This is a genomic window from Paenibacillus cucumis (ex Kampfer et al. 2016), assembly GCF_019748695.1.
In the GTDB taxonomy this organism is placed as follows: Bacteria; Bacillota; Bacilli; order Paenibacillales; family Paenibacillaceae; genus Paenibacillus; species Paenibacillus polysaccharolyticus.
The window spans coordinates 71,362-90,971 of sequence record NZ_JACLIC010000019.1 but is presented as its reverse complement, the minus strand read 5'-3'; the positions used below and the strand labels follow the sequence as shown (position 1 = coordinate 90,971).

Sequence of the window (19,610 nt, the reverse complement as noted above, 5' to 3'; positions counted from 1 at the left end):
GCTGGTTATCCCCGGATTTCTGATTCTCTCCTCTCCAAGGAGGAAATCGCGTGATAAACACGCTCGCTTCGCTCCTTTACCGATTCCTTCCCTCCGCTGGCTTGCCTCCCTCTCGTTCCAAATCAAATGAAAAAAACGTGGAAGACGCTGGGCGCCCCTAGATGGGGTCGGCTTAGGAAGAAATTAAAAAGGCAAGCCAATATAGCTCAGCTCGCCCTCCTCTAAGTATGCTTGGCCAGGATCATACTTGTTTGATCCAGTAGATGATGCTCCTGTCTGACAATTCATGAACCCTAACCATTAACTCCGTATCTCTTTCTCCTCATCCTGCCTACCCTTCTGCTCTTCCCTTCGATACTGTAAAGGCGTTCTTTTCATCATTTTTCGGAACTGTTCGATGAAGTAGCTGGTACTGTTGAACCCAACCTCATACGCAATTTCGGTGACACTGTGCTGTGAGAAACGTAGCAGCTCTGTACTTTTTCGAATTCGATAATCCAGCACATATTGCATGGGTGTCGTACGCAGTATTAGCTTAAAGTTTCTGCATGTCTCTGCACGACTTAACTGACCTACCTTTGCGATATCCTCCAGCCTGAGCGGTTCAGTATAGTTTTGATGAATCCACATCAGCATCTGTTTTATACGCCGACTTCGGATCATCTCTGTTTCGTTATGTTCCAGAAAGTAACCATTCTTAATCAGGCCTTTCCAGATCTCCAGCACAGCTGCTGCAACGTTCAATTCATAGTAAGGAGCCTGCTCTTCAATCTCCTGTCTCACAGCCGTGATGTTTCCAAGTACCTGCTCTCCCCATGAGCTAGATTTCTCAATCATTAGAAATGGTAAATTCGTTGCAGTTACATATGGATGTACGTATTTCATGTAAAGCTCGGCAGATACCAGTGATTGCGGAGCCACATTTAAACAAAGATACATACCCTGCTCCTCCATACTAAAATTCTCTGCCATGTGCATTATCCCGCTGTTGATAAACAGTCCATTCCCTTGTGAGACCGCAACTTGCTGTTCATTAATATGAAATAACACCTTACCTTGAACGACAGCTACAAACTGCAATTCATCATGCCAGTGCAAAGGAATATACCCTTGTACATGCTCGGATATAGTTGTCTTGTAACAAGCGATAGACAGATCATCTGTACGATGTTCTGTCATTTCCTTTAGCTGTTGATTGATGTCAAATTTTATTTTTCTCATCATCTCATCATTCTCATCTCAATATTGTTATATTTTTTGTGTAATTTTTAATATTAATCAAATCAACTCTGTCTTACTATATCACTATTCTTATATTTAAGGCGAGGCGAATAAACATGAAATCAATAGTGTCAACACCCAAGTCCAAAGGTATACTTCTGGTTTTGACAGGAGCTACGTGTTGGGGTGTCGGAGGAACGGTGGCCCAAAATCTATTTCAAATGCACCATATCGATGTTAATTGGTATGTAACCGTGCGATTGTTATGTGCCGGCATCCTTCTCCTTTTACTGCAATTATTTACACCTAGCCGTTCACAGATTCTTGAAGTTTGGAAATCAAAACAAACAGCCCTGCCATTTATTATCTTTGGCTTGGTCGGCATGTTGGCTGTACAGTACACTTACATGGCTTCCATTGATCACGGCAATGCGGCTGTCGCCACACTTTTGCAATATCTTTCTCCTGTCATGATCATGTTATATATGGTATTGCAAAAACAATCCCCACTTACAGCCAAACTTATAATCTGCGCTACTCTGGCGCTTGTGGGATGTTTTCTTCTGCTTACAAATGGCTCTCTGAATCAGTTATCCGTCTCGCAGCCAGCAGTGATCTGGGGATTGTTGTCTGGTGTATCTGCTGCATTTTATACATTGTATGCGGTCAGATTACTTAACGAATTTGATTCTCTCGTGGTCGTTGGCTGGGCCATGGTGATTGGTGGAGTGGGTATGAGCTTTGTTCATGCGCCATGGAAGATCCACCTTACACTGCTGACACCAGAGACCTATAGTTATTTGTTGTTTTCCATATTGATTGGAACGCTACTCGCATTCTGGTTCTACATTGCCAGCCTGAAATACCTCACCCCTCAGGAGACCAGCTTGTTAGGGAGCGCCGAACCTTTGGCGGCAGTTGGTACCACAGTTCTTTGGCTGAATGAACCCTTCGGTATCTATCAATGGTCAGGTACTGGCTGTATTATCCTTTTAATTGTCATTTTACAGTTCAAACGTTCGTCCTCCGTGTCCGCATAAAATATTAAAACGACAAATAACCCCATCGCTAAATAACGCGAATTGAGGTTGTTAGTTGTCGTATTATGATGAATCTGTACCCATACCGGTGGATGGAATCAGCCCTGAATCAATTCTGAATCACTGCGCGATTTGATCGCGAATAGATTGCAGTATTTTTTTCTCCAACCTTGAGACCTGCACTTGGGATATACCCAGCCTGCTTGCCACTTCGGATTGAGTCTGATCCCTGTAATACCGAAGGTATACGATAAGTCGCTCCCGTTCACTCAGGCCGCCGATTGCTTCATTCAGCGCCAGCTTGTCGAACCACTTCTCCTGAGACTCATCCGCGATCTGATCCATCAGTGTAATCGGATCACCATCATTCTCGAATACCGTCTCATGAATGGAGGTTGGCGGTTTGTTAGCCTCCTGGGCGAATACCACTTCCTCCGGGGTAACCCCGAGTTCAGCGGCAACTTCCTTAATTGTGGGCAATCGATCCAGATGTTTGGACAGCTCATCCCTCTTTTTGCGGACTTTATTGGCCATCTCTTTCAGCGAACGACTGACCTTCAAGGTTCCGTCATCCCGTAGGAAACGCTGAATCTCACCAATAATCATCGGTACCGCATACGTCGAGAACTTCACGTCGTAACTGAGATCGAACTTGTCCACTGACTTGAGCAGGCCGATACAACCAATCTGGAACAGATCCTCCGGTTCATATCCCCTGTTCATAAAGCGCTGCACGACGGACCAGACGAGTCTGATGTTGCAGTTCACCAGCGTATCCCGTGATTCATGGTCACCCGACTGACTGAGCGCAATCAGCCGTTTGACCTCGGCATCGTCCAAATAGGTCTGTGAAGATGGTTTCACTTCAGCATCCATAAGAACACCAACCCCTAATTATACAATGCTTTCTTGGATTCAATCCTTTTTTTCATCTTGATGGAGGTGCCTCTGCCGGGCTCACTGCTGACTTCGAATTCATCCATAAAATTTTCCATGATCGTAAATCCCATGCCCGACCGCTCAAGTTCGGGTTTGGACGTATACAGCGGCTGTTTGGCCAGTTCAAGATCCTCGATGCCTTCACCGCGGTCCTCTACAATGATCGTGATCATATCGTCACGAATCTCGGCCTGAATCGTCACAACACCTTCGGGATTGTTATTGTATCCGTGGATGATGCTATTGGTCACCGCTTCCGAGACAACCGTTTTGAGATCACTAAGCTCGTCCATCGTGGGATCAAGCTGAGAGATAAAAGCCGCAACGGTAACCCGTGCAAACGATTCGTTCTCCGACTTGGCCGCAAATTGCAGATTCATGAAATTTGCCCCTGTTCCTTCATTCATGAGACGACCTCCAGACCTGAGAGAGCAGTGCCCTCATTTTCGTAAATCGGCATGATCTTGAACAATCCCGACATTTCCAGCAAACGGTATACCGGCGGATTTACATCACAGACGACCATTTTACCGCCTTTATTTTTGATCAACTTGTATCTTCCCAAAATAACACCTAGGCCTGAACTGTCCATAAATTCGAGGTCTTTCAAACTCAGCACCAGATGTTCACATTGTCTGCGCTGTATCGCTTCATCCATCTGCATACGTACCATGTCAGCTGTATGGTGATCCAGCTCCCCGGATAATCGCACAATCAAAATCCCGCGGTGATGCTCCATGTCCACATTCAAATTCACGTTTGCCCACTCTCCTCCCTGTCTTAGAACAAGGTTTTCTACGTTGCCAAAGGCTTTTCCTGCCCCCCGACAAAACTAGAAGAAAACCCCTATTTAACTACAAAAACCGTTCCAGCCCCAAGGAGAATGGCGCTTCCTGCCGCTTAATCAAACAAGTTCGAGGTTGTGCGCTTGAACAGCTTCCACCAGCCTGCCTTACCCACGTCTTGCGGAGCCTGAATATCAAACTCTTTAATTACCTCGTTGCCTTGATATACGACGAGTTTACCTACACTCTGACCCGCCTTAATCGGAGCCTTCACTTCTTTGGCTACAATCAGCTCATGCCGGATATCTGTCGACTTCGCTCCTTTGCGCATCAGAACGCTGTAGTTTTGCGCAGCATTCAGCGGCATCTCCGCGACATCACCTTTTTCAATTTTCAGACTACCCAGCAGATCACCTGCTTTGTACAGTGCCTTCATCGTGTATTGAGCAAATGCATAATCAAACATAGAGGAAACTTCACTGTTCCGTGTTTTCGTATTCGGCTCACCAAGGACTACCGCAACGACACGCAGCCCATCTTTAGAAGCTGTAGCCGACAGACAGAATTTCGCTTCGGACGTGTACCCCGTTTTCAAACCATCTGCCCCTTGATAGAAACGCACCAGTTTGTTGGTATTCACGAGCCAGAACGGCTTTTCGGAATCTTTACGCAAGTAGTCCTGATATGCACCCGTGTACTTCGTAATGCCCTGATGTTTTAGCAGTTCGCGGCTCATCACCGCGATATCGTGCGCAGAGGAATAATGATTATCCACCGGCAGTCCGTTCGCATTGGCAAAACGTGTATCCTTCATGCCCAGCTCCTGCGCACGCTCGTTCATCATCTGTACAAAAGCTTCTTCCGAGCCAGCAAGCTTCTCGGCCATGGCTACAGATGCGTCATTGCCGGAGGCCATGGCAATACCTTTTAACATATCATCCACGCTCATCTCTTCCCCAGGCTCCAGAAAGATCTGTGAGCCCCCCATAGACGCCGCATATTCACTCGTTCTTACCTTATCCGTTAACTTCAGTTTGCCTGAACTAATCGCTTCCATGGTAAGCAACATGGTCATAATTTTCGTTATGCTCGCCGGAGGCAGCTGATCATGACTGTTTTTCTCATAAATAACAGTTCCCGTATCTGCATCCATCAGAATGGCTGAACGTGCTGATGGAGCCAAATCCGCCCCGCCAGCAGCCTTGGGTGTTTCCTCAGCCAAAGCAGAAGATGCCATTACGGGTAGCAGCATACAAAGGGTCATGAACGATGCCATTAATTTTTTTTTCACTAGGTTCCCTCCTCAAATGAATAGCGTGGTGGTAAGTCCTCGCATGTACTGCTATCCATTGTCGGCGGGTTTGAAGTAAATTATTCCAATCTCAGCAGGTTTTCCCTAACTTTTTTTACTATACAAGTTGAACTAAAAATTTTACACGGTCCACTCCGATGACAGAATAACCTGGAGAGTAAAAGAATAGTTCAACTTATATAAGAAGAAAATTATTTATAGGATTTACCTATGTTATTTATCATTTATATATATTTCTCCTATGAGTGATATCAGATTATGATGTATATGTCACAATTGAAATAACTTAGGAGGATGATTCCAATGTCTTTTTATAATAAAAAAGTCCATTTCATAGATGGCAGGCTAGCTGATCTAGCTATATACCGAGGAAAGATACTGCTTGTTGTAAACACGGCCAGTAAGTGTAGCTACGCTCGTCAATTTGAGACCCTTCAACAGTTGTACGAAAAGTACCAGCGTTACGGTTTCGAGATTCTAGCGTTTCCGTGTAATCAGTTTAATGAAAAAGAGCCAGGGGACAATTCGGAAGTGAAAGCTCATTGTGAAAATCGATTGAAGTTAACGTTCCCGTTATTTGAAAAAATTGATGTCAGGGGCGTGAACGCTCATCCGATCTTTCAGTTTTTAACCAATCAAGCACCATTTCTAGGCTATGACACTGAAACGGCTAGCGGGGAATGGATGGACCATTTTCTAAACGAAAAATTCCCTGATATCTACAAGGGTGATGGGATCAAGTGGAACTTCACTAAATTTTTGATCGATCAGAACGGTCAGGTGCGAGGAAGATTTGAGACAACGACGGAACCATTTGACATTGAACCAAGCATTCAATCATTGCTCTCCATCTAAAGTGAATATCATCATTCTCATATTTCATATTATAAAAAAAGGAACAGCTCATTGAGCAAACATCATCCAATGAATTGTTCCTTATTAGGTCCTTCAAACTAAAGATCGCTTTTGTTCATCTTCAGTTCAACATTACATCTTAGGAATAACCGCCAGCACGAGCGCCAAGAAAGCTTCACGTACACGCTCCGTCGTTTCCATTACCTCATCATGTGACAAAGGTTGATCCAAGATCCCCGCTGCCATGTTACTGATGCAAGAAATGCCGAGCACTTCAATGCCCGCATGACGCGCTACGATCACTTCGGAAACGGTGGACATGCCTACTGCATCGGCACCGAGGGTACGAAGCATTCTGATCTCTGCTGGAGTTTCGTAATTAGGGCCAAGCAGACCTGCATACACACCTTCCTGCACATTAAAACCTTGAGTTGCCGCTGTATCTTTAGCAAGTGCACGCAAACGACGGCTGTAGGCTTCGGATAAATCCGGGAAGCGTACGCCAAGCGCAGCATCATTCGGACCAATTAGCGGGTTTTTGCCAGTCATATTCAAATGATCGGAGATGAGCATCAAGTCGCCTGCTTGATAAGAAGTATTTACGCCACCAGCTGCATTCGTTACTAGCAGACTGCTCACGCCCAGCTCTTTCATGACACGTACCGGGAATGCCGTTAATTCCGGGCCGTATCCTTCGTACATATGAAAGCGGCCTTTCATCATCACAACCGGACGGCCTTGAATCGTACCAAGCAACAGTTCGCCTTCGTGTCCTTCTACAGTGGACACCGGAAAATGCGGAATATCCTGGTACGCAATGTTAACGCCATCCTCAATTAGTTCAGCCAGAACGCCGAGCCCTGACCCGAGAATCAAACCGACTTCCGGTTTGATGGAGCTTTTGCTTTGAATGTAGGCTGCCGCCTCTGCAATCATCTGTTGGTTTAGTGTTGTCATAAGATGTTGTTCCTCCTTGAGTAGTAACGAACCGTTTAAGATTCAGCAAGGTTGTCATGTCTACGCCTGTGTTGGCGTAAGAAATCAGAAATTAACATGCAACCCGCGTATGTATAACGGCGTTGGTTGGTTTCAAATATAAGTTAACTTAAAACGCTAAAGGTGCAAACCATGCGTTAAGCTTTATTTTGCACGTGGATGATGGGTCTCATAAATTTCTTTCATCGTCTTGCGCCCATGCTGACTGTATTGCTGTCCGGGCTGTTCGACATGACCAAGCATGTCCTGAACCGCACGAGTATCAGCTCCGTTTGCAATGAGATGAGCCGCAAATGAATGGCGAAGTGTGTGCGGTGTAATCTCACCCGAGATCCCCGCGTCCACAGCAGATTTTTTCAGCAACTTCCAGAATCCCTGACGGGTTAATCGTCTGCCGGATACATTCACAAATAATGCCTGCTCGTCCGTTCCTGCTTTAAGCAATTGTTGACGGAACTCGTCTATATATACGCTAGCCCAGTGGGCAGCCGGCGCACCAATCGGAAGAATGCGCTCTTTACCCGCTCCTCCGCAACGAATGAAGCGCATACCAGGCTGTACATCCCGTACATCCAGCGCAATCAGTTCCGACACCCGAATGCCCGTAGCGTATAACAACTCCAGCATGGCTCGATCTCGAACGCCTTGGGGCGAGCTGACATCTGGAGAAGCAAGCAACAGTTCGATCTCCGAAATCGTAAGAACTTGGGGAGGTGTCTTGTCGGCCTTAGGTGCTTCCACATCAAACGTAGGATCCTGTACAATCTCGCCGCGCCGCATCAGAAAATGGAAATACGATCGCAAAGACACGATGCTGCGAGCAATCGTTGCATTCGCACGGCCGTCCTGTTTGAGCTGACCCACAAATAACACAACATGTGTTCGTCTAACTTCACTCGCCTCGCGGATTCCATATTCCTTTTTCACAAATTCAACGAACTTGTCCACATCTCGAAGATAGGATTCCAGCGTACTGCTCGACATCCCTTTATCTTCTTCCAGGTATAAAGCATAGGCGTGTATGGTCTGATTCATGTACAACACTCCTCATCTGACAGCAATGCCAAACGGCAGGCTGCTTCCGTATTTGCATCCCTGACTGTCGGAGCTACTCTCCACGCCTGCAGCTACTCACCGTACCAATAGAAGAGACGAAGGCGCTCCGCCATCGTAGGACGTGCTTCTCCCGTGCCTGGCCAATCCGTTTCCTGAAATACCTTAACCGCATTGCCCGTTGGCATCTGATACTGATCCACAGGTGAAATCCAGCCGTTAAACAGATCGAGTACGTGGTAGAAAAGATACACCAGCGCAGCAAAAAATACAATAAATCGTATAAAACGGAGCCCTCTCCGCACAGATATAATCATTGGAACTGTCCCCTCCCGTATTTCAAGTCCAGTATCGTTCTTGAAACAGGGTATGTCCAAATGTCCGGGAATATGCCTTGACGAGTGAACCATAAGCCAGGTTCGTGACCAAAAAAGCTCCCCCGTCAAAACCGCCGGTGAGAGCTTGAAGATAGGCTATGTTATTCTTCATCTTTGGGCTTTTGTTCATTTTTAGCTTTGCAACGATAACAAATTCCATGAAAGTCCAGTCGGTGATCTACTACCGAAAAGTTAAATTCCCGCTCCAGTCGTTCTTCAAGCGGTCCAAGCCAGTCCTCACGTATTTCATCCATACTTCCGCATTGCACGCAGATTAAGTGATGATGGTGATGCTTGGATGTATCTCCGCGCAGATCATAACGCGCTACACCGTCGCCGAAGTTGATTTTCTCTACAACATGCAACTCACTCAATAGTTCGAGGGTACGGTACACGGTTGCCAGACCGATTTCGGGAGCCTTTTCTTTAACAAGCATGAATACATCCTCTGCACTCAGATGATCTTCTTCATTCTCTAAAAGTACTCTTACGGTGGCTTCCCGCTGGGGCGTTAATTTATAACCTTGGGACTGTAGTTGCTGCTTAATTTTATCGATCCGTGCTTCCATTTTCTCCCTCCCCCTAGGAAATCATTGCACACTGCAACTTAACCCACTCTTTTCATTATAGGGGGAGTTCAATATCAAAGTCAACATTTTAGGACATGTAGTACAAGCTAGACAGGAAGTAGCATCGGCGTGACCCAGCGCATCATTGCGGGGGTTATCCAGGTTTCAAAAGAGGCCACCCCAAGCAGCAATACCGCCATAACCACCGTCAAAATAACATAGGAAGCAAACGGTCTTTGGCGGCCTGGTGAGCGCTGCATCAAAACGCGATTACGTATGATATATAACGAGAACGTCATCGCAGCTACACTGCAGATCAGCAGGATTGGGATGACGAACAGATTATGCGGCGCTACGGATACAAGTGCAAACAGCAGCCCTTTCCACGAATACTGTCCAACGAGGTAACCTACGGTAAAACCGATCAGCACCCCTTTTAAAAAATCCAGAACCAGTATGCCTGGTAAACCTACAACAGACAAGCCGAGAATAAAGATTAAACCGACCCATTTTAGATGAAGCATGGCAATATCCCAATAAGCGGTGTGCTCTGTCCCTTGCGAACTATGTTGCACCGTCATGAAAAAATTGCCCAAATAGGCCTCGAGATCCTGGCGCTGTTCCAAGGAAAGAGCATTGACCATCAATGCGCCAAAGATGACACCGACCAGAAACAAGACAGCGACGAATACATATAACGAGGTTTGCCCTTTGAACGTAAAATAAGAAGAACGCATACAGGTACGAGTCCCCTTTCCGGTTATCCTGCTGCAAGGAGATATAAGACATATCAAACGTTAGACTTAATCATCCTTATGATTCAGCTTATGAACCTGGGCTCACCTGTATGACTTCTTGTCCGAATTATAACAACCCGCTCTACACATTATACTCGTTCTACATTTTCTGAGATGTCTGCTCTTTGGTTGAGACCTTACCGTATGTGCCCCCACCGCCAGAGGACAATGTCAGCCCACCATTACGAGCCGCTACGATCAATTCAGCGAGAACCGGACCAACGACCTCGGCTAGTTGAGCTTCATCTGTACGATGCAGGACAGCCATCTCTGTTCCAAAACGATCCAGCAGTTGACGCAGCTTGGCTTTACCAAGCCCTGGAATGAACTCAAGCGGAACCTGATAATAGTATGGTGGCCTATCAGCAGGAAGCTCCGGTTGCTCACGATCAGCAATAGCCAGAATACGATCCAGCACCCCTTGAACTAGCTTGGGGCTACCACAAAGAGAACAATATTCAGCAGACAGATCCTTTTCATCCATGACGCTACCACATGCTGCACAATAGGTCCGGTGATACTTACCGAGTCTTGGATTCAAACCATAATTGGCCGCAATCCTTCTTCCCTCTTTCCCTAGCAATGCCATACGGAATTCGTCAAAAGAAGGCGATGCAATCTGTAACTCATTGTATTCCCGCCCGATTTTACCTAGCGAATGTGCATCCGAATTCGTTAGAAACGGAACCTGATCCAGTTCCCGAATGTAACTCGCCATAGAGGAATCAGAGCTTAGACCCAGTTCAACCGCATCCACAAGGCTCGTGTCCAGCACATCTCCCATACGTGGCGCTGTGCTACCATAAATGCCCTTGTGCGGTGTAAACACGTGAGCGGGTACAATCAACCCGCCGCGTGCCTTGATCTCCGCTTGCATCTCAAGAGCAGGTACATATACCCGCTGGGAGCTGAGATTTACATTTTTCATATAACGTGCCATCCAGGTTGTAAAAGACTTCATTGTACCCAGATCACGGAAGTAGGCGAGCATGTGGAACTCACGCATCTCAGGCTCGCGAAGCTCGATTTCGGTTCCGAGCAGAATGGTGGTGTCCTGATACGCAATACCGCCGCCCTCAACCTCAGACATCGTACCGTTCTCCAGCAGATCCTCAATATCCCTCTGCACAACCGGAGAATGGCAATCAATGACCCCAAGCAAATGAATTCCTTTACGAGTGGAGGCCTCCCGGGCTATATTCTCAAAAGTTAAGTCACGGCTGCCGCTGATTTTAACTGCCTCACCACGGGACGTGCGTCCGATGTGGATATGCAGATCCGCATAACACGGCTCCCACAGCGGTAGCGTTCCCTTTTGATTTTGCATGATTAAAACCGTCCTGTCGTTTTGTAAATATCCCAGGCATACACAGCCATCATCGTTTTGGCATCACTGATTCGATTTTCGTCCATCAGCTTGTACGCTTCCTCTAGCGTGATCTCCGATACTTCAAGAAACTCATCTTCGTCCAGAGCCATCTCTCCAGCTTCCAGCTCTTCGGCGATATACAGGTGAATGATCTCATCCGCGAAGCCTGGTGAGGTGTAGAAAGACCGCAGATGACGGAGCGACTTGGCTTCATATCCCGTTTCTTCCTTCAGTTCACGCGCTGCAGCCACCTCCGGCTCTTCACCCGGATCAAGCTTGCCCGCAGGAATTTCCACTTCGGTACGTCCCATCGCCTGACGATATTGATCCACGACCAGCATACGATCTCCCCTCAATGCCAGTACCGCTACCGCTCCTGGGTGTTTGATAATCTCTCGGGTCGCCGTCTGTCCGTTCGGTAGCTTCACTGTGTCTACCTGAAGTGAAATCACTTTGCCTTCAAAGATCGGCTTGGTGGATACCGTCACTTCGTCAAGTTTGGGATTCCCAGGTTGAGGTGCATAGATGGATGCAGCAGATGTTTTGGATTTCATGTGTACTTCAGCTCCTTTTAAATGTGTAAAAAACTCGTTCAATTGGACTGAGATGTAGTATATAACTGTGATTTCAGGCATATGGTGAGCCTATAAGAATTTTATCGTGTGTACAAGTCTAATGCGTACAGCGAGAACCAAGGGGGATTCACCAAATGAAAAGTTATCTCACACCTCAGTCTGCGCATGTAGTCGGACAAGCCAGACAAGTACAGCTTATCCTTAGACAGTGGATGCGTGAATGGGGCCCTGAAACCAAACTCAGCGACATGCTTGCGGGACGCAAAGGCTAGAGCTTCACCATTGTTCAAAAAGTCCGAACCCGGTCTGCACCAAATTCGGACTTTCATTTCTTTTTTTCAACCAACGCTCCAATTACATCGTCTCATGGACTATCAAATATCCCAATCACTTATTTGCCTTTTGCCGTTTCCTGCACAATCGCGATAACGACCTGGGACAGTTTCACAATATCTGCTGCGCGAATGCGTTCTTTGGTCGTGTGGATTTCTTCATACCCTACAGCCAGATTCGCCGTCGGAATGCCGAACCCGTTAAAAATGTTCGCATCACTGCCACCGCCAGAAGCAAACGTGCTTGTTTCCAGCCCCAGGCTTCGAATCGCCCGCTGGGCAAGTTGCACCACCTCATGGTCGTCATGGAAGCCAAATGCAGGATATTTAATCTCACTGCGGAACTCTGCGGTTGCGCCATATTTGCGACATGTCGTCTCCAATGCTTCACGCATTTGGGCAATTTGCTGTTCGATTTTCTCTTGCACAATACTGCGAGCCTCCGCATCGATCTGAACAAAGTCACATACCACGTTCAGTGCAGAGCCACCTTGGAACTTGCCAATATTCGCTGTCGTTTCGTCGTCAATGCGTCCAAGCTTCATCGCCGCAATCGCTTTGGCTGCAACCTGAATGGCACTGATTCCATCTTCCGGATTCACTCCAGCATGCGCTGACTTGCCATAGATTTTCATCTCAATTTCTGCTCTTGCTGGAGCAGCCACACAGATCGTACCCACCGCTCCGTTAGAATCCAGCGCATAACCAAAGGAAGCATCGATATCTTTCGGATTCATTGCTCGTGCACCGACAAGACCCGACTCCTCTCCGACCGTAATCACAAACTGAATTTTGCCATGCGGAATGTTGTTCTCCTGAATAACACGAATGGCTTCAAACAGAGCTGCAATGCCCGCCTTGTCATCCGCTCCCAGAATTGTTGTGCCATCACTGCGAATCCATCCGTCCTCACCAAGCTCCGGTTTGATTCCCTGTCCGGGGGTTACGGTGTCCATGTGACATGTGAAGAGCATCGGCTCTACACCTTCTACACCTGCCACACCTTCAGCTTCCAGTGTAACGACCAGATTGCCTGCTCCATGCCCTGTCTCGTTCATTGTATCGTCCTCATAGACATGAAGACCAAGACCCGCGAATTGTTCTTTTAACACCTTGGATATATTCTGCTCATTTTTTGTTTCGCTATCAATCTGCACCAGATCCATAAAATGCTGAATCACACGCTGTTCATTAATCATTAGACTTTCCTCCCTATCGTAGATACGGTACAATACAGGTACTATGGCTTGTTCAAAAGTTCTGAAAGGAGTTCTCTCTTCATGCAAAATAAGAAATGGTTCAAAATTGTGATCTATCTCATGCTGGCAGCTATGGTTGGCTCCACTCTTTTCATCGCACTGGAACCGTTGCTGTTCGGATAGTCACCCTGATCTGAAGCTCTTCTAACGCTATAGACGCTGGAGGGCTTCTTTTTCTATACTCCATATCAGATCATATGGGAATATACGCTGAAAATAAGGTACAATATCCCGGGCTACCTGCTCAACCGTGTATGAATTCCCCGTGATATCCTCCAAAGAAGTCACACCATACTGTTCAATTCCGCATGGAATGATACCCTGAAACCCAGCATGTTGAATGCCTGAGGTAATGTTAAAAGCAAACCCGTGACTCGTCACAAATCCACGTCGATGCTTACACCGATTAAACTTAATGCCGATGGCCGCAATCTTCAGATCACCGATCCATACGCCCGTATATCCTTCTTTGCGCTCAGATTCAACGCCCTGATCAGCGAGATAATCGATCATCACCTGCTCCAGCTTACGCAAGTAAGCATGCAGATCCAGCTCCTCATCCCGACCAAGTACTAACAAAGGGTAACCTACCAATTGACCCGGTCCATGATAAGTAATATCACCGCCGCGATCAATTTGAAACAAGGAGATGCCCTGCGCTTTCAGCTCTTCCTCACTCCACAGCAGATGCTCCGGATGGTTCTGTGAACCAATGGTATAGGTTGGTGGATGCTGTAAAAGCAACATCTGTTCAGGACCTTCGCCTTCGTCCAGTTGCTGCACAATTGATTTCTGAAGATTCCATGCCGCTTCATAATCCAGCATCGGTATGTATGCCACATTCAGCGGTTTGCCCATGTTTCCCCACATCCTTCTGCCCATGGTTTAATATATGAAAATAAGTCTGTCTCTAGACAGCCAGAAAAGTGCACGGCCTGAGGCACATACACTTTCCTGTCATTCTATCATAAACTTAATACACTTTTGTTTCCATGTTGTAGCCTTCCAGGTTCTCCTTAACACGTTGCAGGAACCGTCCACAGATGACCCCGTCCAGAATCCGATGATCCAGAGAAAGACACAAGTTAGCCATGGACCGCACCGCGATCATATCATTAATGACCACCGGTTTCTTCACAATGGATTCAAAGGTAAGAATAGCGGCCTGTGGATAGTTGATAATTGGCTGGGACAAGATCGAACCAAATGAACCTGTATTGTTCACTGTAAATGTACCGCCTTGCATGTGATCCAGCTTCAGCGTACCTTCACGGGTCTTGCGAGCCAGATCATCAATCTCGCGAGCGAGACCTGCGATATTACGCTGATCGGCCTGTTTGATGACCGGTGTAAGCACCGAATCCTCTGTACCTACAGCCATGGACAAGTTAATATCCCGCTTCACAATAATTTTATCAACAGCCCATACTGAGTTCATAATCGGGTAATCTTTAATCGCATTGACGACACCCTTCATCATAAACGAAAGATAGGTCAGGTTAATGCCCTCTTTCCGTTTGAACTCATCCTTCAATTTATTGCGCAACATGACGAGGTTGGTTACATCCACTTCAATCATCGTCCACGCATGAGGGATTTCAGATACACTTTGACGCATGTTACGCGCTATGGCATTACGCACCGGGGTAACATCGATAAAATATTCTGATCTTCCTTGTCCGCCGCCTTCCACTTCAATCTGTGGAATTTTCGGACTTTCGGTCAGGTGGATTCCGGAATGACGCACAGGAACGCCCGCATCGGATGCAGGAACTGTCTGTCCAGTTACACCGTTCATAGATATCGATGACGTAGTTGCACCGGTATCTCTGATTCCACTGAACGGAGAAGACGATGAAGCCTGTGCAGCCTGAGTACCAACATTAGATGTTTGTACGGACGCTGATTCTGTGTTTGCCTGGCCGCCCCGTGCAACATAAGAAAGCACATCTTTACGTGTAATCCGGCCGCCTGCCCCTGTTCCCTGAACATGTTGCAGATTCAATCCATGCTCCGCTGCAAGGGATTGTACCGCAGGAGAATAACGATGGCGCATCGGCTGATTCGGATCAAACGCAGCTGCGTGTGTACCCGTAGTTGCAGATTGACTTGCACTACGCTGTACTTGAGTTTGCTGCGATTGTTGTTGCTCGCTCGCGACAGGTGTAACTTGTTCCGCCGTATCTTCATCCGTAGCAACGACTTGCATACGGCAGATGGCCTCACCCACCGCAATGGTCGTTCCTTCTTCCACCAATAGATCACCCATAATGCCATCCACCGTAGACGGTATCTCGGCATTCACTTTATCCGTAATGACTTCGCAGATCGGCTCGTACTGCTCCACACGGTCACCCGGTTTTTTCAACCATTTGGCTATGGTAGCCGAGACCAGAGATTCCGCGAGCTGCGGCATAATGACCTCGATCCATTTCATACGTTCAGCCATTGATTTATCACTCCAAACTTTGTTCTATCTTTATCGATTAATACGCTGCAAGTTCACGCATGGCTGTTTTGGCTTTATCCTTGCTCAGCATATAAAATTTCTCCAGCGTAGGACTGATTGGCATAGCTGGTACATCTGGACCGCACAAACGCTGAATAGGGGCGTCCAGATCAAACAGACATTCCTCACTGATGATCGCCGCCACTTCTGCGCCTACACCACCGGTTTTGTTATCTTCGTGCACGATCAGCACCTTGCCTGTCAACCGGGCAGAATCGATAATCGCTTCACGGTCGAGCGGTTGCAGTGTACGCAGATCCAGTACGTGTGCCGTGATACCTTCTTCCCGTTCCAGCTCCTCAGCGGCCTGCATAACAAAATGCAATGGCTGACTGTACCCGATAACTGTAATATCGGCACCTTCACGAAGCACATTGGCCTTACCGATTGGAACGATGTAATCATCTTCAGGCACATCTTCCTTGATCAGCTTGTAGCATTTTTTATTTTCGAAAAAGAGTACCGGGTCCGGGTCGCGGACAGCCGCTTTCAGCAAACCTTTCGCGTCATACGCCGAGTAAGGAGCAATGATTTTGAGTCCCGGTGTACCAAAGAAGATGGATTCCGGACATTGGGAGTGGTACAAGCCGCCGAAGATCCCGCCACCGATTGGCGCTCGAATCACAATTGGACAGCTCCAATCATTGTTGGAGCGATAGCGGATTTTGGCCGCCTCACTAATAATCTGATTTGTTGCCGGCAACATAAAGTCCGAATATTGCATTTCCGCAATCGGCTTCATGCCGTACATTGCTGCACCGATAGCCACACCGGCAATCGCCGATTCAGATAATGGCGTATCCATGACACGCATCTCGCCAAATTGATCCTGCAACCCTTTGGTTGTGGTGAACACGCCACCTTTTACACCAACGTCCTCGCCAAGAACAAAAACATTCTCGTCCCGTTCCATCTCTTCTTTCATTGCGAGACGGATTGCATCAATATATTCCATCATAGCCATGATTACCGTCCCCCTTCTTCGCTGTCTGCATAGACATGCGTCAGCGTGTCCTCAGGTTTAGGATATGGCGCATTGTCTGCATATTCAGTTGCTTCTTTCATTTCCAGCGCAAGCTGGGAAGCCAGATCCGCATCCCGGGCTTCGTCCCAGATGCCGCATTCAATCAAATAATTTTTCATCCGAAGTACGCCGTCTTTCTTCCAGTTCTCCTCAACTTCTTCCTTCGTCCGGTAGGCCAAATCATTATCCGAAGTCGAGTGTGGAGACAAACGATACATCATCGCTTCAATCAGTGTTGGACCTTCACCGGTGATAGCACGCTGACGCGCTTCCTTCACAGCCGCGTACACTTCGAGTGCATCATTGCCATCTACGCGAAGTCCCGGGAAACCATACCCCAATGCACGATCAGAGATTTTGCCGCTGAGCTGTTTGTGAATAGGAACCGAAATTGCATATTGATTGTTCTCACACATAATGATGACAGGCAGCTTATGCACACCTGCAAAGTTTGCGCCTTCGTGGAAATCCCCCTGGTTGCTTGAACCTTCCCCAAAGGTAACAAAAGAAACAAACTCTTTCTTCTGCATTTTGGCAGCAAGAGCAAATCCGACCGCATGAGGAACTTGTGTAGTCACCGGGCTGGACCCGGTAACGATACGCAGTTTCTTATGACCAAAGTGGCCTGGCATCTGCCGGCCGCCACTGTTTGGATCTTCGGCCTTGGCAAAGGCAGACAGCATCAGCTCACGCGGTGTCATACCCACGGCCATAACGAAACCGTAATCGCGGTAATAAGGCAAAAAGTAATCATGATCACGGTCCAAACCAAAAGCCGCCCCGACTTGCGCTGCCTCCTGGCCTACACCGGATACGTGAAAGTTAATTTTGCCCGCCCGCTGCAAGAGCAAGCAACGTTCGTCAAACTTGCGTGCAAGCAGCATGTATTTGTACATATCTAAAACTTCTCCATCAGTAAGTCCCAGTTGTTGATGTCGATGAACCGCATCTGCAGTACCTTGTGAACTCATATGAGGTACCTCCTTTTAATCAAAGCCTTTTGCAAGTCCTACTACCCGATCTTATAACCTGGTACTAAGACTTGGCTTAACCTTATTATAATCCCTTTTGCCCAAAAAAGGAAAGTACCTTTCTCACTCAGGGTTGTCTGACTTACATTCCAATCGCTTTTCCATCCACGGCTAACATCGCTTCGCCCATAATTTCCGACAATGAAGGATGCGGATGTATGGTCTGTCCGACTTCCCATGGCGTTGCATCCAGCATTTGTGCCAATGCAGCCTCAGCGATCAATTCCGTAACATGGGTGCCAATCATATGTACCCCTAAAATATCATTCGTTTTGGCATCCGCAATAACCTTCACGAATCCATCGCGACTTCCGTGAATCAAAGACTTGCCGATGGCCTGGAATGGGAACTTGCCGGTTTTGATCTCGTATCCGCGTTCCTTAGCTTCTTTTTCGGTGAATCCAATGCTGGCAGCTTCCGGGCGTGTATACACGCAGCGCGGAATCCGATGTGCTTCAACCGGATGCACGCTCTCGCCAGCAAGATGATTCACTGCAAGGATGCCTTCGTGACTTGCGGCATGAGCAAGCTGTAACCCGCCGATACAATCACCAATCGCATAGATATGGCCTTCTCCAGTCTGCAGGTGTTTGTTAACCGCAATAAAACCTCGTTCCACTTTGATATCGGTATTCTCAAGTCCGATATTTTCAACATTAGCTTGACGCCCAACAGACACCAGCATTTTTTCAGCCGTCAGCGTTTCTACCTTATCTCCCGCAAGCTGCACATCAATGTTCACGTTCTGATCTTCGGTGCGGTAGCTATCCGTCATCAGTTTAGCGTTAGTCAAGAAACGCACGCCTCGTTTGCCAAGTAAACGTTGCATTTCTTTTGCTATGTCCTCATCTTCTGCAGGAAGCACATGAGCCGCTGTCTCAACCACCGTCACACTCACGCCAAAGTCATTCAGCATAGAGGCCCATTCCAGACCGATAACACCACCGCCCACAATGAGGATTGAAGCAGGCAATTCGTCCATGCGAAGCGCTTCATCACTGCTCATGATGTATCGACCATCCGGTTCAAGACCCGGTAGCACACGTGGACGTGAGCCCGTAGCAATAATCAGGTTCGTTGGAACAACCGTGTCCATCTCGCCGTCCTCATACTCCACCGCTACAGCCCCGCTCTGTGGTGAGAAGATCGACGGCCCAATCACACGTCCTTTGGCGTGCACGACTTCGATTTTATTTTTTTTCATCAAATATTGAACGCCTTGATGAAGTTGCTCCACAATCGCATCTTTACGCGCCTGGACCTTCGGGAACACAAGCGTTGTTCCTGTTGTCTCGATGCCGTAGCTCTCGCTATCCTGAATCTCAGCGTACATCTCCGCACTTTTTAGCAGCGCCTTGCTTGGGATACATCCACGATGCAGGCAAGTTCCACCTAGCTTGTCCTTTTCTATAATAACGACCTTTTTGCCTAGCTGGGCAGCACGGATCGCCGCAACATATCCGCCCGTTCCTCCACCTAATACAGCAACATCACATGGTATTGGCATCTCTATGTTCTCCTCTATATGCTCATTTTTTTGAATATAAATATTAATAAAATGACCGAT

Annotated in this window: 23 protein-coding genes; 4 read left to right on the top strand and 19 right to left on the bottom strand. The window is 47.3% G+C overall.

The window, feature by feature from the left end; genetic code table 11:
* Positions 1-300 precede the first annotated feature (300 nt).
* Positions 301-1,221 carry an AraC family transcriptional regulator gene (locus H7T88_RS11660; RefSeq protein ID WP_221788553.1) on the bottom strand — a complete coding sequence of 307 codons (921 nt, stop codon included), beginning with the start codon at positions 1,219-1,221 and terminating at the stop codon, positions 301-303.
* A 125-nt stretch (positions 1,222-1,346) separates the two neighbouring features.
* Between H7T88_RS11660 and H7T88_RS11655 the strand changes: the two genes are divergently transcribed.
* On the top strand, positions 1,347-2,261 hold the full coding sequence (locus H7T88_RS11655) for a DMT family transporter (protein WP_312027610.1): 915 nt from the start codon (positions 1,347-1,349) through the stop codon (positions 2,259-2,261).
* Between the two features lie 120 nt (positions 2,262-2,381).
* Here H7T88_RS11655 and sigF read toward each other — a convergent pair whose 3' ends face one another.
* The 4 genes from sigF to H7T88_RS11635 form a co-directional block, all read right to left on the bottom strand.
* Entirely contained in the window at positions 2,382-3,137 is a 756-nt protein-coding gene (gene sigF / locus H7T88_RS11650) for an RNA polymerase sporulation sigma factor SigF (protein ID WP_090922432.1), read from the bottom strand.
* Between the two features lie 14 nt (positions 3,138-3,151).
* Complete coding sequence (spoIIAB, locus tag H7T88_RS11645; RefSeq protein WP_090922434.1) at positions 3,152-3,607, bottom strand: anti-sigma F factor; 456 nt, start codon at positions 3,605-3,607, stop codon at positions 3,152-3,154.
* Positions 3,604-3,957, bottom strand: coding sequence for an anti-sigma F factor antagonist (spoIIAA, locus tag H7T88_RS11640; protein WP_090922436.1), 354 nt, complete (start codon positions 3,955-3,957; stop codon positions 3,604-3,606). Before spoIIAA ends, spoIIAB begins: the two co-directional genes overlap by 4 nt.
* Positions 3,958-4,100: 143 nt before the next feature.
* Entirely contained in the window at positions 4,101-5,276 is a 1,176-nt protein-coding gene (locus H7T88_RS11635; RefSeq protein WP_312027609.1) for a D-alanyl-D-alanine carboxypeptidase family protein, read from the bottom strand.
* A 324-nt stretch (positions 5,277-5,600) separates the two neighbouring features.
* Between H7T88_RS11635 and H7T88_RS11630 the strand changes: the two genes are divergently transcribed.
* A complete protein-coding gene (locus tag H7T88_RS11630; protein ID WP_221788547.1) occupies positions 5,601-6,152 on the top strand; it encodes a glutathione peroxidase in 552 nt (183 codons plus the stop codon).
* Positions 6,153-6,284: 132 nt separating this feature from the next.
* On the opposite strand, the gene H7T88_RS11625 is transcribed toward H7T88_RS11630, so the two are convergent.
* The 8 genes from H7T88_RS11625 to H7T88_RS11590 form a co-directional block, all read right to left on the bottom strand.
* Positions 6,285-7,109, bottom strand: a complete 825-nt coding sequence (locus tag H7T88_RS11625) for a purine-nucleoside phosphorylase (RefSeq protein WP_090922442.1) — start codon at positions 7,107-7,109, stop codon at positions 6,285-6,287.
* 183 nt (positions 7,110-7,292) lie between these two features.
* The gene (locus tag H7T88_RS11620) at positions 7,293-8,183 is read right to left on the bottom strand and encodes a tyrosine recombinase (protein WP_221788546.1); all 891 of its coding nucleotides are present in this window, start codon (positions 8,181-8,183) and stop codon (positions 7,293-7,295) included.
* A gap of 92 nt (positions 8,184-8,275) precedes the next feature.
* The gene (locus H7T88_RS11615) at positions 8,276-8,518 is read right to left on the bottom strand and encodes a DUF4227 family protein (RefSeq protein WP_090922446.1); all 243 of its coding nucleotides are present in this window, start codon (positions 8,516-8,518) and stop codon (positions 8,276-8,278) included.
* A 22-nt stretch (positions 8,519-8,540) separates the two neighbouring features.
* Complete coding sequence (locus H7T88_RS11610; RefSeq protein WP_186375458.1) at positions 8,541-8,690, bottom strand: hypothetical protein; 150 nt, start codon at positions 8,688-8,690, stop codon at positions 8,541-8,543.
* Positions 8,680-9,147: a ferric iron uptake transcriptional regulator gene (fur, locus tag H7T88_RS11605; protein ID WP_090922447.1), complete on the bottom strand. Its 468-nt coding sequence runs from the start codon at positions 9,145-9,147 to the stop codon at positions 8,680-8,682. The genes H7T88_RS11610 and fur overlap by 11 nt, the downstream gene beginning before the upstream one ends.
* Positions 9,148-9,254: 107 nt before the next feature.
* Entirely contained in the window at positions 9,255-9,884 is a 630-nt protein-coding gene (gene spoIIM, locus H7T88_RS11600) for a stage II sporulation protein M (RefSeq protein WP_221788545.1), read from the bottom strand.
* A gap of 160 nt (positions 9,885-10,044) precedes the next feature.
* Positions 10,045-11,271 (bottom strand): endonuclease Q family protein, encoded by a 1,227-nt coding sequence (locus H7T88_RS11595; RefSeq protein ID WP_221788543.1) that lies wholly within the window; start codon positions 11,269-11,271, stop codon positions 10,045-10,047.
* 2 nt (positions 11,272-11,273) lie between these two features.
* Positions 11,274-11,867, bottom strand: a complete 594-nt coding sequence (locus H7T88_RS11590; protein WP_221788542.1) for an NUDIX domain-containing protein — start codon at positions 11,865-11,867, stop codon at positions 11,274-11,276.
* Positions 11,868-12,022: 155 nt separating this feature from the next.
* On the opposite strand from H7T88_RS11590, the gene H7T88_RS11585 reads away from it, so the two are divergent.
* The gene (locus H7T88_RS11585; RefSeq protein WP_090922454.1) at positions 12,023-12,160 is read left to right on the top strand and encodes a Z-ring formation inhibitor MciZ; all 138 of its coding nucleotides are present in this window, start codon (positions 12,023-12,025) and stop codon (positions 12,158-12,160) included.
* Positions 12,161-12,279: 119 nt separating this feature from the next.
* Here the strand turns inward: H7T88_RS11585 and H7T88_RS11580 are convergent, their stop codons facing one another.
* Positions 12,280-13,419, bottom strand: a complete 1,140-nt coding sequence (locus tag H7T88_RS11580) for a M20/M25/M40 family metallo-hydrolase (protein WP_221788540.1) — start codon at positions 13,417-13,419, stop codon at positions 12,280-12,282.
* A gap of 81 nt (positions 13,420-13,500) precedes the next feature.
* On the opposite strand from H7T88_RS11580, the gene prli42 reads away from it, so the two are divergent.
* Positions 13,501-13,602: a stressosome-associated protein Prli42 gene (gene prli42 / locus H7T88_RS11575; protein ID WP_090922458.1), complete on the top strand. Its 102-nt coding sequence runs from the start codon at positions 13,501-13,503 to the stop codon at positions 13,600-13,602.
* A gap of 27 nt (positions 13,603-13,629) precedes the next feature.
* On the opposite strand, the gene lipB is transcribed toward prli42, so the two are convergent.
* The 5 genes from lipB to lpdA form a co-directional block, all read right to left on the bottom strand.
* Entirely contained in the window at positions 13,630-14,337 is a 708-nt protein-coding gene (gene lipB / locus H7T88_RS11570) for a lipoyl(octanoyl) transferase LipB (RefSeq protein ID WP_221788538.1), read from the bottom strand.
* A 115-nt stretch (positions 14,338-14,452) separates the two neighbouring features.
* The gene (locus tag H7T88_RS11565) at positions 14,453-15,928 is read right to left on the bottom strand and encodes a dihydrolipoamide acetyltransferase family protein (RefSeq protein ID WP_221788537.1); all 1,476 of its coding nucleotides are present in this window, start codon (positions 15,926-15,928) and stop codon (positions 14,453-14,455) included.
* Between the two features lie 37 nt (positions 15,929-15,965).
* A complete protein-coding gene (locus tag H7T88_RS11560) occupies positions 15,966-16,952 on the bottom strand; it encodes an alpha-ketoacid dehydrogenase subunit beta (RefSeq protein WP_090922464.1) in 987 nt (328 codons plus the stop codon).
* Positions 16,953-16,954: 2 nt separating this feature from the next.
* Positions 16,955-17,983 carry a thiamine pyrophosphate-dependent dehydrogenase E1 component subunit alpha gene (locus H7T88_RS11555; RefSeq protein WP_221788536.1) on the bottom strand — a complete coding sequence of 343 codons (1,029 nt, stop codon included), beginning with the start codon at positions 17,981-17,983 and terminating at the stop codon, positions 16,955-16,957.
* Positions 17,984-18,125: 142 nt separating this feature from the next.
* Positions 18,126-19,550 carry a dihydrolipoyl dehydrogenase gene (lpdA, locus tag H7T88_RS11550; protein ID WP_221788535.1) on the bottom strand — a complete coding sequence of 475 codons (1,425 nt, stop codon included), beginning with the start codon at positions 19,548-19,550 and terminating at the stop codon, positions 18,126-18,128.
* Positions 19,551-19,610: the final 60 nt, after the last annotated feature.